Origin of the sequence: uncultured Dysosmobacter sp. (genome assembly GCF_947631165.1) — a bacterium.
Lineage (GTDB): Bacteria > Bacillota > Clostridia > Oscillospirales > Oscillospiraceae > Oscillibacter.
In genome coordinates, this window is the sequence record NZ_CANRKH010000015.1 from 1 (window position 1) to 14,034 (window position 14,034).

At 57.4% G+C, this 14,034-nt stretch carries 13 protein-coding genes; 10 read left to right on the plus strand and 3 right to left on the minus strand.

Annotated elements, in window-relative coordinates:
• Positions 1–104: 104 nt before the first annotated feature.
• The 9 genes from Q0Z69_RS08825 (at position 105) to Q0Z69_RS08865 (ending at position 9,146) form a co-directional block, all read left to right on the plus strand.
• A complete protein-coding gene (locus Q0Z69_RS08825) occupies positions 105–881 on the plus strand; it encodes an HAD family hydrolase (RefSeq protein WP_298032236.1) in 777 nt (258 codons plus the stop codon).
• 17 nt (positions 882–898) lie between these two features.
• Positions 899–1,789 (plus strand): PfkB family carbohydrate kinase, encoded by an 891-nt coding sequence (locus Q0Z69_RS08830; RefSeq protein WP_298032238.1) that lies wholly within the window; start codon positions 899–901, stop codon positions 1,787–1,789.
• Positions 1,790–1,806: 17 nt separating this feature from the next.
• A complete protein-coding gene (locus tag Q0Z69_RS08835) occupies positions 1,807–2,679 on the plus strand; it encodes an MBL fold metallo-hydrolase (protein ID WP_298032241.1) in 873 nt (290 codons plus the stop codon).
• A gap of 324 nt (positions 2,680–3,003) precedes the next feature.
• Complete coding sequence (locus Q0Z69_RS08840; protein WP_298032243.1) at positions 3,004–3,738, plus strand: elongation factor P 5-aminopentanone reductase; 735 nt, start codon at positions 3,004–3,006, stop codon at positions 3,736–3,738.
• A 248-nt stretch (positions 3,739–3,986) separates the two neighbouring features.
• Positions 3,987–4,982, plus strand: coding sequence for a LacI family DNA-binding transcriptional regulator (locus Q0Z69_RS08845; RefSeq protein ID WP_298032246.1), 996 nt, complete (start codon positions 3,987–3,989; stop codon positions 4,980–4,982).
• 85 nt (positions 4,983–5,067) lie between these two features.
• Positions 5,068–6,072, plus strand: coding sequence for a ComEC/Rec2 family competence protein (locus tag Q0Z69_RS08850; RefSeq protein WP_298032249.1), 1,005 nt, complete (start codon positions 5,068–5,070; stop codon positions 6,070–6,072).
• Positions 6,069–7,085 (plus strand): tripartite tricarboxylate transporter substrate binding protein, encoded by a 1,017-nt coding sequence (locus tag Q0Z69_RS08855; RefSeq protein ID WP_298032252.1) that lies wholly within the window; start codon positions 6,069–6,071, stop codon positions 7,083–7,085. Before Q0Z69_RS08850 ends, Q0Z69_RS08855 begins: the two co-directional genes overlap by 4 nt.
• A 69-nt stretch (positions 7,086–7,154) precedes the next feature.
• Positions 7,155–7,619: a tripartite tricarboxylate transporter TctB family protein gene (locus tag Q0Z69_RS08860; protein ID WP_298032256.1), complete on the plus strand. Its 465-nt coding sequence runs from the start codon at positions 7,155–7,157 to the stop codon at positions 7,617–7,619.
• 21 nt (positions 7,620–7,640) lie between these two features.
• Positions 7,641–9,146: a tripartite tricarboxylate transporter permease gene (locus Q0Z69_RS08865; protein ID WP_298032259.1), complete on the plus strand. Its 1,506-nt coding sequence runs from the start codon at positions 7,641–7,643 to the stop codon at positions 9,144–9,146.
• A gap of 115 nt (positions 9,147–9,261) precedes the next feature.
• On the opposite strand, the gene rbr is transcribed toward Q0Z69_RS08865, so the two are convergent.
• Complete coding sequence (rbr, locus tag Q0Z69_RS08870; protein WP_298032261.1) at positions 9,262–9,870, minus strand: rubrerythrin; 609 nt, start codon at positions 9,868–9,870, stop codon at positions 9,262–9,264.
• Between the two features lie 144 nt (positions 9,871–10,014).
• On the opposite strand from rbr, the gene Q0Z69_RS08875 reads away from it, so the two are divergent.
• Positions 10,015–10,920 (plus strand): NAD(P)/FAD-dependent oxidoreductase, encoded by a 906-nt coding sequence (locus Q0Z69_RS08875; protein WP_298032264.1) that lies wholly within the window; start codon positions 10,015–10,017, stop codon positions 10,918–10,920.
• A gap of 50 nt (positions 10,921–10,970) precedes the next feature.
• On the opposite strand, the gene Q0Z69_RS08880 is transcribed toward Q0Z69_RS08875, so the two are convergent.
• Entirely contained in the window at positions 10,971–12,716 is a 1,746-nt protein-coding gene (locus Q0Z69_RS08880; RefSeq protein ID WP_367272275.1) for a Na/Pi cotransporter family protein, read from the minus strand.
• 237 nt (positions 12,717–12,953) lie between these two features.
• Positions 12,954–13,817 (minus strand): patatin family protein, encoded by an 864-nt coding sequence (locus tag Q0Z69_RS08885; RefSeq protein ID WP_298032265.1) that lies wholly within the window; start codon positions 13,815–13,817, stop codon positions 12,954–12,956.
• Between the last annotated feature and the right edge of the window lie 217 nt (positions 13,818–14,034).

Consider the following 14,034-nt stretch of genomic DNA (forward strand, 5'->3'; position numbering starts at 1 on the left):
TCTACCTGGGCTTCGACCCCAAGAAGATCAACATTTTCGACACCAACAGCGAAAACCTCATCAAGTACTGCATCTGATAAAATTAAGATGGGAGAATATCTGCTATGTTAACAACAGTTTTATTCGACATGGGTGGAACGCTTGAAAATATCTGGCATAATGAGAAAACCCAGCAGCAGGCACTCCAGCGTGTGTGGGATACACTGCGGTTTCACGGTTTGGAGCCGGGAGTAGATTTTGTGCAGTTCCAGAGACTGGTCATGGCAGGCATACGAGACTATAAAAAATGGTGCGATATTGGATTCCGCGAGAAAAAGCCTGAGGAGATCTGGCCGGAGTATTATTTGAGGGCATTTGATTTTGACCGGGATAAGCTGTATGGGATCTGTGAAGAACTGGCCAATATGTGGGAATGTACGTATTTCCATCGTGAGCTTCGCACCGGCGTAAAAGAGATGCTGGAACAGCTGAAGGAGCGGGACTATCACATTGGTGTTATTTCCAACAATGCCTCCCTCTATAATGTATTCAATGTTCTGGATGATTACGGAATACGGACGTATATGGAGGATGTAGAGGTATCCAGTATTACAGGCTATCGGAAGCCGCATCCTGAGATTTTCCGTATTTCCATGCGGCAAATGCAGGAAAAACCGGAAAACTGCGTCTATGTGGGCGATACGCTGTCCAGAGATGTGATCGGCTCCAAAAGTTTTGGATTTGCCAAAGCTGTATACATCAAGTCATTTCTCTCGCCCCAAAAGGATGAGGGCGTGTCCTCTGATATTCGTCCAGATATTGTTATTGAGGACATGGCAGCGCTGGTACCATGGTTAGACACGATAAATCCTGAAAAAGCTCTGAGACCATGCCGAATGTAAAAGAGGGAGTGAATCGAATGAAAAGTTATGATACCTTTATCATAGGTGAGCTTTGCATCGACGAAGTCGTAGGTTTTGATGGGAGGAGTGAATGGTCTATAGGAGGCGCGGTCGTATACGCCTCCTATTCCGCGTTGGCTGGTGGAAATCATACCGGTATTCTAATCAAGTCCAGCGCAAGGGATAAGATGATCCCATATGTCCTTCCTATCCATAACAATGATATTTATTGGAGGGAGTCAGCCAGCGGGACGTCCTCCATTCGCAATGTTTTTTTGGATGAAAAACGTGAACGGCGCACTACAACGGCGCTTGCCCAAGGAGCGCAGATCACAGCGGCAGAGATCCCGGACGATGTGCAGGCAAAGGTTTTCCATCTCGCGGGTCTGATGAATGGCGATTATGAAAACGCTATCATTCCTCTGCTGGCCAAGCGCGGAAAAGTTGCCTTGGACATGCAATGCTATCTGCGGACACCAGATCCTTTGACCGGAGATATGGTGTATAGTGACTGGCCCTGCAAAAAGGAATTTTTCCCGTATATAACCTATTTAAAAACAGATGCCGCGGAGGCAGAGATCCTAACGGGTACAGCTGACCGCCGGGAAGCGGCTCGTTTGATGGTGGAGTGGGGCGTAAGAGAGGCACTTATAACCCATAATACAGAGGTGCTGGTGTATGACGGGAAAGATTATTATACCTGTCCGTTGAAACCCAGAGGGATGGATGGCCGGACGGGGCGGGGGGATACAACATTTTCCGCCTATATCACAGAACGGGAGCGTGCATCTATTCCTGAGGCGCTGGAGTATGCATCTGCGCTGGTCTCTCTGAAAATGGAGACACCAGGGCCTTTCAAGGGCAAGCGAAACGATGTGGAGAAATTTATTCGCGCGTATTACCGCTGAGGGCAGGACGCTCGAACATGAATGGACTTCATATTCTGCGCGTGGGCAGAGCCGACTGCACGGTGATACTTTTGGATACCCTGCAGGGCCGAAGAAGTATTGTGATAGATGCCGGTGGCTGCACTTATCAGGGAAGAACGCCGCTGCTGTCATTTTTGAAGGCAAACAGAGTCGGCAAAATTGATTTGGCAGTTTTGACACACCTTCACCAAGATCACTTTGGCGGTTTCTTTCAACTGATCGGTCAGATTCCAATTGAAAAGATGGCAGTTCCTTGTGGCGATCTGGTTTTTGACAAACGGGTCTACCCTCTGTTTGGGGATCGGGAATACTATAGAGAATATCACCAGATATTCTCTTATTTAGCGGATTGCAAAACGAAGCTCCTTTTTCCTGACGACTATGCAGGAAGGACATTTCAATTTGGAGAGTTTGGGCTGCGGTGCCTGTTTACCAAGGCGTCCACGCAGATGGAATCCGTCCTCTGCGCAAAACTTCTTTGTCGGAGGGGGCTAAGCGATAGCGAGATCGCAGAGCTTTTGGAGAGGCATAAGCAAGCCTGCAACGCAGACAGCAGCATCTGGGGCCTATGGCACGGCGGAGAGGACGTCGCACTGTTGAGCGGCGACAGCACCGATGACAATATGCGGAGGATACTCGATCAAACCGGGACGCTTCGTCCTATCGTACAAAAGCTTTCACATCATGGCCTTGGCGACGGATATTTTTCCATGGAGACACAGGCGCGCCTTTCTCCGAAAATATTGGTGGTAAGCACAGATCCTTTACATTGTGATGAGACGGTGAAGAAACGAATTTCCGCTCTGTCCAAGGCCGGGAATTCCAAGCTGTATTACACCTGTCAGGGAGATTTCTCGTATGTGTTTTAAACATGTATAAAAAATCATTTTGGAGCAGGACAGCAAAGGACAGGCGGGAAACATTTCGTTTCCCATCTGTCCTTTGAACTTGTTCCATGTACAAAGATACCTTAGAATCCCGCCTTTCTGCATGGAAATATGTTTTCGGATTTCCACAAGATCAGCAACATGCAAAGTCCGGTGAGTTTGCACGCTATATTGTGGTGGACAAGGCGCTTTTCAAATCATCCGCCCTCTCTGTTCCGCGGCTTTGAAAATGGGAAGCAATACCTCTCTTGCGCTTTCCCCCTTTTTTTGTTATACTGCCCACAATGAGAAAGGGGAGAGCTCCGTATGGAACAAGTCGCTTTAGTTACCGGCGCATCCCGCGGGATCGGCCGTGCCATTGCCGCCGAGCTGGCGGCGGAGGGCTGGGCCGTCTGCGTCAACTATCTGGAACAGCGTGCGGCGGCGGAAGATCTTGTGCACCGCCTGCGGACCGATGGCTGCGCGGCCATCGCCGTTCAGGCGGACGTGGCGGACCGGCAGGCGGTAAGATCCATGGTCCGCCTTGCCGAAGCGGAGCTAGGACCCGTGGAGCTGCTGGTGAACAACGCGGGCATCTCCCAGTACGGTCTGTTTCAGGACACCGGCGACGAACTGTGGGACCGTTTGCTGGCAGTGAACCTCACTGGCGCCCGAAACGCCGCCATGGCCGTTCTTCCTCACATGCTGGCGGAAAAACGGGGCTGCATCATCAACATTTCCTCCATTTGGGGCCTGCGGGGCGCTAGCTGCGAGGTGGCCTACGCCTGCTCCAAGGCGGGCATCGTGGGCCTGACCCGTTCCCTGGCGCTGGAGTTGGCGCCCTCCGGCATCCGGGTGAACTGCGTGGCCCCCGGCTGCATCGAAACGGACATGATGCGGACCCTGGGGGAAGAGACCCGGGCCATGCTGGTGGAGGAGACTCCTCTGGGCCGTCTGGGGACCCCGGAGGACATTGCCCACGCGGTGGCCTTTCTGGCCTCGGACCGCGCCTCCTTCATCACCGGTCAGGTGCTGGGCGCCGAAGGCGGCTTCATCGTCTGAGGCGGCATGCGGTCCCCCGCGGATCTTTAGGGATTTTACCCAAAAACGCCGCCGCATCTTGATGAGACAGCTAAATTTTTTGAAAAAGCCGGGAAATGCTTGACAAGCACGGAAAATTTTTGTATAAAGTAATTAAATGAGAACGTTCTCTTTTCTGCTCGCTTGCTTGTGTTATTGTCAAATAGCCCGCTTTCGGGTCCTTTTTTTAACACAGCGTGATGAGAACGTGCTCATTTGGAGGAGATCACATGGCCGCAACGATTTTAGACGTCGCAAAGCTCTGCGGATATTCCAAGACGACGGTATCCCGCGCGTTTGCCAGCCCGGAGCTGGTAACGGAAAAGACCCGGGAGAAGATCTACCGGGCTGCCAAAGCCCTGAACTACACGCCGGACGCCATTGCCCGCGCCATGGTGCGGGGGAGAACCGACAACATCGGCTTCATTATTTATGAAAAGCAGTATCCCGTCGTCCTAAATCCTTTTTACTCCCCGATTTTTGAAAGCGTGCTGCAAACGTGTAGCCAAAAGGGATACAGTCTGTTTATCTCCTCGGACCGGGAGCTGCGGCTGCCCAATGGGCAGGCCTGTGTGAAAAAACAGATGGACGGCGTCATTCTGGCGGGCCACTCTGATGAACAGATCGTTACGGATCTGCGCCGGCAGAACATGCCGGTGGTGCTGCTGAACAATGCGCTGGATATGGAGGACCTCCTCTGCGTTACCACGGACCAATACGGCGGCGCTGCGCTGGCGGTGGAGCATCTGGTGGAGCGCGGACACCGGCGGATCGGGCTTTTGGCCGGCAACTTCTCTCCCCACGTCTACCTCTCCCGTTACAGCGGATACTGCGATGTGCTGCAAAAACACGGCCTGAAGATAGACGGCCGTCTGATCCGCTCCATTGAACCTACCGTAGAGCAGGCTATCGCGGGGGCGGCGGAGCTGCTGTCTATGGAGGACCGGCCCACGGCGCTGTTCTGCACCAATGACACCATTGCTATCGGCGCTATGAAGGCCGCTATCCGGGCGGGCCTGCGGATCCCGGCCGACCTTGCTATCGTGGGATATGACGACAGTGAGAACAGCCGGATGATCGAGCCGGAGCTGACCACCGTGCGGGTCGACAAGACCGCCATGGGCGCTATCGCCGCGGAGCATCTCATTGCCCAGATCGAGGGCGAGCCACCTCGCAAAGAGGTGATCCAGACCGCCGTGGAGCTGGTGGTCCGGGAGACCACCTGAGGCAGGCGCATTTTACAGGCGTTTTACCAGCCTGCGATAGCGAGATTTACAGGAAACGACATAAACTGAGAAAGGAGAGGATGCCATGCGGGTCACGTTTATCAACGTCGGCTATGGGGACGCCGTCTTATTTCAGGCGGAGAGCGGCTACACTGCTTTGCTGGACGGCGGAAGTGCTCTGCCGGCGGAATTTGCTGGAGACCCCTATCGCATTCCCGCCGCAGAGTACTTGAAGTCCCAGGGGATCAGCCATATCGACGACCTAATGATCTCCCACATCCACGAGGATCACGTCTGCGGCCTGGAGCCGATCCTGGAGCAGACCACCGTAGGCAGGCTTTTTGTGCCTTACCCGACGGAGCCGTTTCTGGGGGGGCAGGAGCTGCATCCAGGCCCCCAGGCGCCCCGCAGCGTACCGCTGTACACCAATGCTCTCAACGCCTATCGCCGCATCCTGCTGCGGGCCGTGGACCAGTCCGTCCCGGTGACGGTCCTTCATGCTGGAGATGCTCTGGAACTGACTGAGGGGCTGACAGTGCGGGTCCTGGCTCCCAAGCCCGCTTCTATCCAGAGCTATATAGAGCTGGTGGAGAATGCCTACAAGACGGTTGGCGGCCCGGACCGGACCACTGCGCTGCTGGGCCAATTGGACGGCATGTCGAACCACACCAGCTTGCTGCTGCGGTTTGAGCTGGAACAGACGGTGCTGCTGGCGGCAGCGGACAGCTGTCCCCGCCAGTGGAATGAGGTCCCTGATTTTTTGCTCGAAAATGTGAACGTTCTCAAATTACCGCATCACGGGCAAATCGACTCGATCAGCGAACATTTTATGGCAAAAATGCCCCTTTCCCATGTGATCACCACCGCCTCTTCCGACCGGCGGTACAACAGCGCCAACCCGGCGGTGTATGAGCGGCTGAGCGCCATGGCCCCAGCGGGAAGGGCCCCCAGCTTTCTGTTTACGGACGAGCGGGAATATCCGCCCTACTTCTCCCAGCCTGAAGGTTTTCAGGCCATCACTCTTGTAATGGATTCCGGCGGGATACGGACGGAATTTATTAAAATCAATAAAAAGGAGAATTCAAGATGAAAAAGCTACTGTCTCTGCTCCTCGCACTCGTCATGGTCATGAGTCTGGCTGCCTGCGGTGCTAAGGAGACCCCCGCACCTGATAAGGAAGAGTCTAAGACTGAGGCCCCTGCGGAAAAGCCTGCTTCCAACTGGCCTGAGAAGGAGATCACCATTATCCAGCCCTGGAGCCTGGGCGGCGGCCCTGACGTGATAACCCGTCAGATCGCCTCTTACAGCGACAAGATCCTGGGCGTTCCCATGATCGTGGAGAACCACACCGGCGGCTCCGGCACCATCGGCATGCACGACTTCCTGGACGCCGAGGACGACGGATATACCCTGTTCTGCTGCAACGGCCCCCTGTTTTCTCTGACTCCCAGCTTCATCGATGTGGATTACACCATTGAAGACATCACTCCGCTGGTGGGCATCCGCATCACCGAGTTCGTCATCCTGACCAACGCCTCCAGCAACATCACCAACATCCAGGAGCTGGTGGATTACGCCAACGCCGGCCACACCATCAAGTACGCCACCACCGGCGGCCCCGGCAACGACAGCTACACCATGATCTCCGCCCTGTTCGCTATCCTGGACATCCCCTGCGAAGCTGTTCCCTATGACGGCGGCCAGGAGGCCATCAACGCCCTGGTGGGCGGCCATGTGGACGTAGCCATCGGTTCTCCCCCGACCTATCGTGACTATGTCATCAACGGCGAACTGAACTGCCTTGGCACCTTTATCCCCGAGGGCCTGGACGTGGAAGGCATCGGCCATATCGATTCCTTCAAGGACCAGGGCATCGACGTGGAGTTCACCGGTATGGACTACTTTGCCGTTCGTTCCACTGTGGACGCTGAGAAGCAGGAGATCCTCCGTGACTTCGTGCTGCAGGTCTACGCCGACCCCGAGTTCCAGGAGTTCATGAAGGGCATGGGCATGGCAGCTTGGGACTCTGACGGCGAGCAGATCTTGGACATGGTCGCCTCCCAGACCGAAGCTATGACCAAGTACATCCCCCTGGTGCAGTGATCTATCGGCGCCCCGTGCCTGCCCTTGCGGCATGGGGCGCCTCCACTCTCAAACACGAGGTACGCCATTATGAAGATAAAATATAATTCTGAGATCATATCCGGCGCTATCTTTTCCATCGTCGGCGCCATTCTGTGGGTCCTGATCCCCACGCAGATCAAGACCATGGAGAAATCAGCCATCAACGCCCAGACCCTTCCCAAAATCGCTATCGGTGGAATGTTTATCTTCGCCGTGGGCCTTTTGTTGGAGGGTATCTTCGCAAGAGAGAAAAAAGAACTGGTGGTCACGAAGGAGAGCTTCCGCTCCGTGGGCTTTAAGAAGGAAATGCGCTCCATCCTGTATGCACTGTTCCTGGTGGCATATTGCTTCATGGTCCAGCCCTTGGGCTTTGTGGTCTCCACGGTGATCCTGGTGCTGGCCATCATGCTCTATTACGGCGCCCGCAAATGGTACTACTACGCCATCCCCCTGGCGATGGTGGGCATCGTGTACTATGTGTTCCGGGTCATGCTCCACGTTTCGCTGCCCTGACGATCAGAAAGGAGAACGCATATGGAACAATTTTTAGGCGGACTGCAGATCCTGGCGCAGTGGCAGAACTTTCTGATCATCCCTCTGGGCCTTGCCATCGGCATCGTGGTGGGGGCGATTCCCGGTCTGACCTCTGATCTGGGCATCATCCTCTGCATCCCCCTTACCTATGGCATGGACCCCACCATGGCCATCCTGATGCTGCTGGCCATCTACTGCGGCGGCACCTACGGCGGCTCTATCACCGCAATTCTTATCAACACCCCCGGCACCTCGGCCAACGCGGCCACACTGTTTGACGGCTACCCCATGACAGTGAAGGGCAAAGCCTTTAAAGCTCTGCAAATGGCCCTGTTTGCCTCCACCATCGGCGGCCTTATCAGTGCTTTTGCACTGCTGTTCCTGGCACCCCTGATCGCCAAGATCACCCTGCTGTTCGGGCCTGCCGAATACTTTGCCCTGGCGGTCTTTGGCCTGTCGGTCATCGCCGGCGTTTCCAACAACAGCATTTTCAAGGGACTTATCGGCGCATGTATCGGCCTGTTCATGGCCACCATCGGCGTGGACTCCATCAGCGGCACGGCCCGGTTCATCTTCGGCCAGCGGAAGCTGATGGCAGGCATCGACCTCATCATCGCCCTTATCGGCCTTTTCGCCATCTCCGAGATCCTGATGAAGTCCAAGTACGATCCCAAAACAGATCACAAGACCATCAGCGCCTCGGCCATCACCAAGGATAAGATCACCAAAGACGAATACCGCCGCTGCCGCAAGCCCATTGCACTGGGTTCCCTCATCGGTGTTATCATCGGCGCGACCCCCGGCACCGGCGGCGGTCTGGCGGCCTTCATCGCCTATAATCAGACCAAGCAGGCGTCCAAGCACCCCGAGACCTTTGGCCACGGCGAGATCGAGGGCGTGGCAGCCTCCGAATCCGCCAACAACGGCGCATGCGGAGCTACCATGATCCCCATGCTGACTCTGGGTGTTCCCGGCGACGGCGCCACCGCCATCCTGATGGGCGCCTTCATGCTCCACGGCATGGTCCCCGGCCCCACGTTGTTTGCGGAGCAAGGCAATGTGCTGTATGCCATCATGATCGGCCTGATCGTGGTCAATATTTTCATGTACATCATCGGCAACGTATTTACCAGGTTCTACGCTCACATCACCCGCATTCCCTATGAGATCCTGGCTCCTATCGTGCTGACCTTCTGCATCGCCGGTTCTTATTCCACCAACAACCGCGTGTATGACATCTATATCATCCTGATTTTCGGCATCGTGTCCTACTTCCTGCGGCGCATGGACTTCCAGCTGGTCCCCATTCTGCTGGGCATCGTTCTTGGCCCCTTGGCCGAAAAGAATTTCCGCCGGGCCATGGTCATTTCCGAGGGCAGCTTCAAGATCTTCTTCACCCGTCCCATCAGCTGTGCGTTCATCGTCATCGCGGTGGCCTCCGTGCTGATCTTCGCGTGGAAGAACTACAAGTCCAACAAGCTGGCAAAGGAAAATGCCGCCAAATAATATCTACCGCCAAATCGACTGTCAAAAACCGCCCATGCCTCTCAGCATGGGCGGTTTTTTGCGGCTGCCGCGCGGAGGGCGGACGGCAGGGAGCCGCTTCCGCTGGGCATGCCAATCAGCGGACCGGCATTCCGCTGTATGGGGCCATTTCCAGCCGGATGAAGAAGCCCTGATCGTGGTCGCAGACGGGGCAGGTCTTGGGGGCCTCCAATCCCTCCTGGATGTGGCCGCAGTTCAGGCACATCCAGGCGCACTTCACATCGGAGACGAACAGCTTTCCGCTCTCCAGCAGGTCTGCCAGATGGCCAAAGCGGTCTCCGTGGGTCTGCTCGATCCGGGCGATCTGCTGGAAGGACCCGGCGATCTTGGGGAAGCCCTCGGAGCGGGCGGTATCGGCAAAGGACTTGTATACCGGGTCAAACTCCTCATACTCATTGTGCTGGGCGGCCCGCAGCAGTTTTGCCGCGTCATTGGTGATGTCCACAGGGTAGCCGCCGTCGATGTGGATCGTCTCCCCGGCCAGCTCCTTCATGTGGTTGTAAAAGATCTCCGCGTGCTCCTTTTCCTGGTCGGCGGTGAACCGGAACGCCGCCTCCAGCACGTGCAGCTTCTGCTGTTTGCATAGAGAGGCGGCAAAGGTGTAGCGGTTGCGTGCCTGACTTTCCCCTGCAAAGGCCCGCATCAGATTTTTCAGCGTCTCGCTGTCCTTCAGTTCTATGGACATGTCGAATTCCCCCTTATGCTGATGTTTGGCAGACATCGGTGCGTCCCAAAGCGCCCTGAAAGGCCATCCGCCCTCTGTCCGCTGTGGATATGGGTATTTTAGCCTGATCCGGCGGATACTATACCTGGAAAAGGAGGAAAGCCTATGGAATATGACACGCTTATCATCGGCGGCGGACCGGCAGGCTGCACGGCGGCCCTGTACGCCGCCCGGGCCGGGTTGCAAACACCGCTGCTGACAGGGCCGGAACTGGGCGGACAGCTTGCCTCCGCCGGGACGGTGGAAAACTGCCCGGGCAGCGCTCCCTCCAGCGGCCCGGATCTGGCGGCCGCCATGCTGGAACAGGCCCGAAAGGCAGGGGCGGAGCTGCGGGGAGAGACCGCCGTGTCGCTGGACCTGTCCCGGCGAACCGTCCGGACCTCCGCCGGGACATATCAGGGAAGGACTGTGATCTACGCCGCCGGGGCCAGGCCCCGCACTCTGGACGTGCCGGGAGCGGAGACCCTGCGCGGGCGCGGCGTCAGCTTCTGCGCCGCTTGTGACGGCCCGCTTTTCCGGGGCCGGGACGCGGCGGTGGTGGGCGGCGGCAATTCCGCCGTGGGGGAGGCCCTGGACCTGTCCCGGCTGTGCCGCCGGGTCTGGCTGGTCCACCGGCGGAACGCCCTGCGGGCGGAGCGCCGCGAGCTGGAACGGCTGGAGGCGGCGGAAAACATCATGCCAATATGGAACGCGGAGATCACCGCGATCCTGGGCCGTGACCGTGTGACCGGTCTGTCCTACCGGGACATTTCCACGGGGGAACTGCGGCAGTTGGCGTGCGACGGCGTTTTCGTCGCCATCGGCCGCCTTCCCAACACCGAGCCGCTCCGGGGACAGCTCCATTTGGACGCGGCCGGCTACGTTCCGGCGGGGGAGGATACCCGGACGGAGCTGCCCGGGGTGTTTGCCGCCGGAGACGTGCGGCAAAAATCCCTGCGTCAGATTGTCACCGCGGCGGCGGACGGCGCCATGGCCGCCCATATGGCCGCTGACTGGCTGGGACATCAATGACGGCAAAAAGCCCTCTGCCGCGCACGGCGCGGCAGAGGGCTTTTCTGGGATTATGCCTGAGGCAGGTGATATTTTTCCAGATCGCCGTCCAGACTGGCGGCAAAGCCGCCGCCGCCCTTCAGGTCGTGGATGTAGGCGTGGCGGCCCTGGATGCCCCGCTCCTCCATCACCGATACGGCGATGTTGGAGCAGTGGTCGCTGACCCGCTCGAAATTGGTCAGCAGGTCGCTGAGGACGAAGCCCAATTGGATGGTGCAGTCTCCGGTCTGGAGCCGCCGGATGTGGCGGGAGCGGATCTCTTCGATCAGCTGGTCGATGGTCTCCTCCAGAGGCTCCACCTCCCGGGCCGCCGCGGCGTCGTCCGCCAGGAAGCAGCCGAAGGCCTTGCCCATGATGTCCTCCAGAGCCGCGACCAGCACCTGCAGTTCCGCCCGCGCACCCTCGGAAAAGCGCAGCTCCTTCTCCCGCAGCTCCCGGGCGGACTCCTGCAGATTCAGGGCATGGTCGCCGATGCGCTCAAAGTCTCCGATGGCATGGAGCAGCCGCGAGACGGTGCGGATATCGTCCATGGACACGCCGTGCTGGGAGATAGTCACCAGATAATTCCCCAGACGGTCCTCGTAGAGATCCAGCTTGTCCTCATTTTGTAAAATAAGGGTCTCCCGCTCCTCACTGTAATCTGACAGCTGCCGGATGGCCAGCAGCAGGTTCTCGTGGGCCAGCTGGCCCATGCTGCCTGTCATAGCTGTGCACTCGCTGATGGCAACACCGGGCGTCCGCAGCAGCCGGGGGTCCAGAAAGGCGAACTGCTGGGCAGGGTCCTCGCTGCGAACCAGTCTCCGCGCCAGCTTTTCCAGCTGGCGGGAGAAGGGCAGCAAAAGCGCGGTGGTGAGCACGTTGAAAATGGTGTGGCACAGGGCGATGCCCACAGCTCCCACGGTCATGCCCATAAAGCTGAAATGGAACACCGCATTGCCGCCGTAGAACAGCACCAGACACACCACAGTGCCGATGATGTTGAAGGAGATGTGGATCACCGCGACCCGCTTGGCGTTCCGGTTCACGCCGATGGAAGAGAGCAGAGCGGTGACGCAGGTGCCGATATTTTGGCCCATGATGATGGGGATGGCCATGCCGTAGGTAATGGAGCCGGTGAGGGCCAGGGCCTGCAAAATGCCCACCGACGCGGCGGAGGACTGGATGACGCCGGTGAACACCGCGCCCACCAGAACGCCCAGCAGGGGATTGTTGAAGGCGGTCAGCAGATCGGAGAAGCCGGGCAGCTCCGCCAGAGGGCTGACGGCCTCCTTCATCAGCTCCATGCCGTACATCAATATGGAGAAGCCCACCAGGATGCGGCCGATGTCTCGCCGCCGCTGCTTCTTGGATCCCATGATGAGGATGATGCCCGCCAGAGCCATCACCGGCGAAAAATTTTCCGGCTTCAGCAGATTGACAAACACATTCTCGCTCTCGATCCCGGTGAGAGACAGGATCCACGCCGTCAGGGTCGTGCCGATGTTGGATCCCATAATGACGCCGATGGTCTGCCCCAGCTCCATGACGCCGGAATTTACCAGCCCCACCAGCATCACCGTCATGGCGGAGGAGGACTGGATGGCGATGGTGATGCCGGCGCCCAGCAGCAGGCTTTTCAGGGGACTGGAGGTCATGCGCTTCAGAGTTCGCTCCAGCTTGCCGCCCGCCATCTTTTCCAGGCTCTTGGACATGGTAGTCATGCCGTAAAGAAAAAAGGCCAGGCCGCCGCAGAGGGTCAAAAGGGAAAAAATGTCCATACGCTTGCTCCTTTATGGATTCTCCGGCCTTCGGGCCGGACAGAGTACCTTATGTCTCCAGTTTATTATATATGTAAAACAAGCGATTGAACAGCTGGCGGAATAACCAAATGCAAAATTTGCGGAATAAACTGCTGGATTTGCTGATATTACGTACAAATTTTGTAGAAATCGCCGAATTTCAAACGATTGCACAAAGAGGGCGGCGCTGAAAACAGCGCCGCCCTTCGGTGGAACTCACAGGGTTTCTTTTGTCCAGAATGACCGGACAGCCTCAGCAGAGCGGCGTCCGGCAAAATAGCCTTCCTGCCACAAGGCCCGCAGGACCTCGCCGTCCCGCTCTGTCCGGGAGCAGCCCAGGGTATCCTCCGGAGCGATGACCAGGAGCTTTCCGGATGCTTCCAGCTCAAACAGCTCCTGCCGGCAGTCGTTGTACCGCCGGGTCCTGGCGGCCATGGTCTCCAGAAACGCGGGATAGCTGCGGAACCTCCGCCGGAGCAGGGCTGTGGAGGCGCTGTCTTCCTTCCGGTAGTCCCGCTCTCGGGTCAGGACCACTACGACCCGGTCACAGCCTGCTTCAAAGGCCCGCCGCCAGGGAATGGGGTCAGCGCAGCCGCCGTCCAGATAGGGTTGGCCGCTGATCTCAATCACCGGGAACATCAGCGGGATGGCGCAGGAGGCCTCCAGCAGAAGGTTGGGGCTGTCCCGCCGGGGAACCGGTAAGTAGTCGGCTTTGCCAGTGTTGAGGTTGGTGACCACCGCCTCCGCCGTGCCGGGGTAAGCCTCAAAGGCATCATAGTCAAAGGGCAGGAGCCGGTTGGGAATAGTCTCATAGGCAAATTTCAGGCCGAAGTAGGAGCGGTTTTTGGGATCCAGCCAGTTCCGCAGGCCCATATAGCGGCGGTCGTCGGCATAGGTGGTCACCAGCTTCAGATTCCTGCGGCTTTGGCGGGACAGATAACTGACGCCGTAGGCGATGCCGGCGGAGACGCCTACTGTATAGTCCGGCAGGGGCAGATCCGCATCCAGAAACGCGTCACACACGCCGGAGGAGAAAATTGTTCGCAGAGCCCCGCCCTCCAGAACCAGACCGGTTTTCATAGAGGTCACTTCCTTCAAAAATGTTATCCTCCCCAATTTGCCGCGGGAGTATAGGCGCGATGTGGCGGCGGCCCGCCCATCGTTTTGACTTTATGGAGGTAGTTTAATACAAAACTACAGCAAAATCAATGCGGGCATCAAAAAATACTGTTGGTTCCCGAGAAAAAAGCGCGCTCCGGGACATCGGTCCAGAACGTGCTTTCTTATCATAACAAAA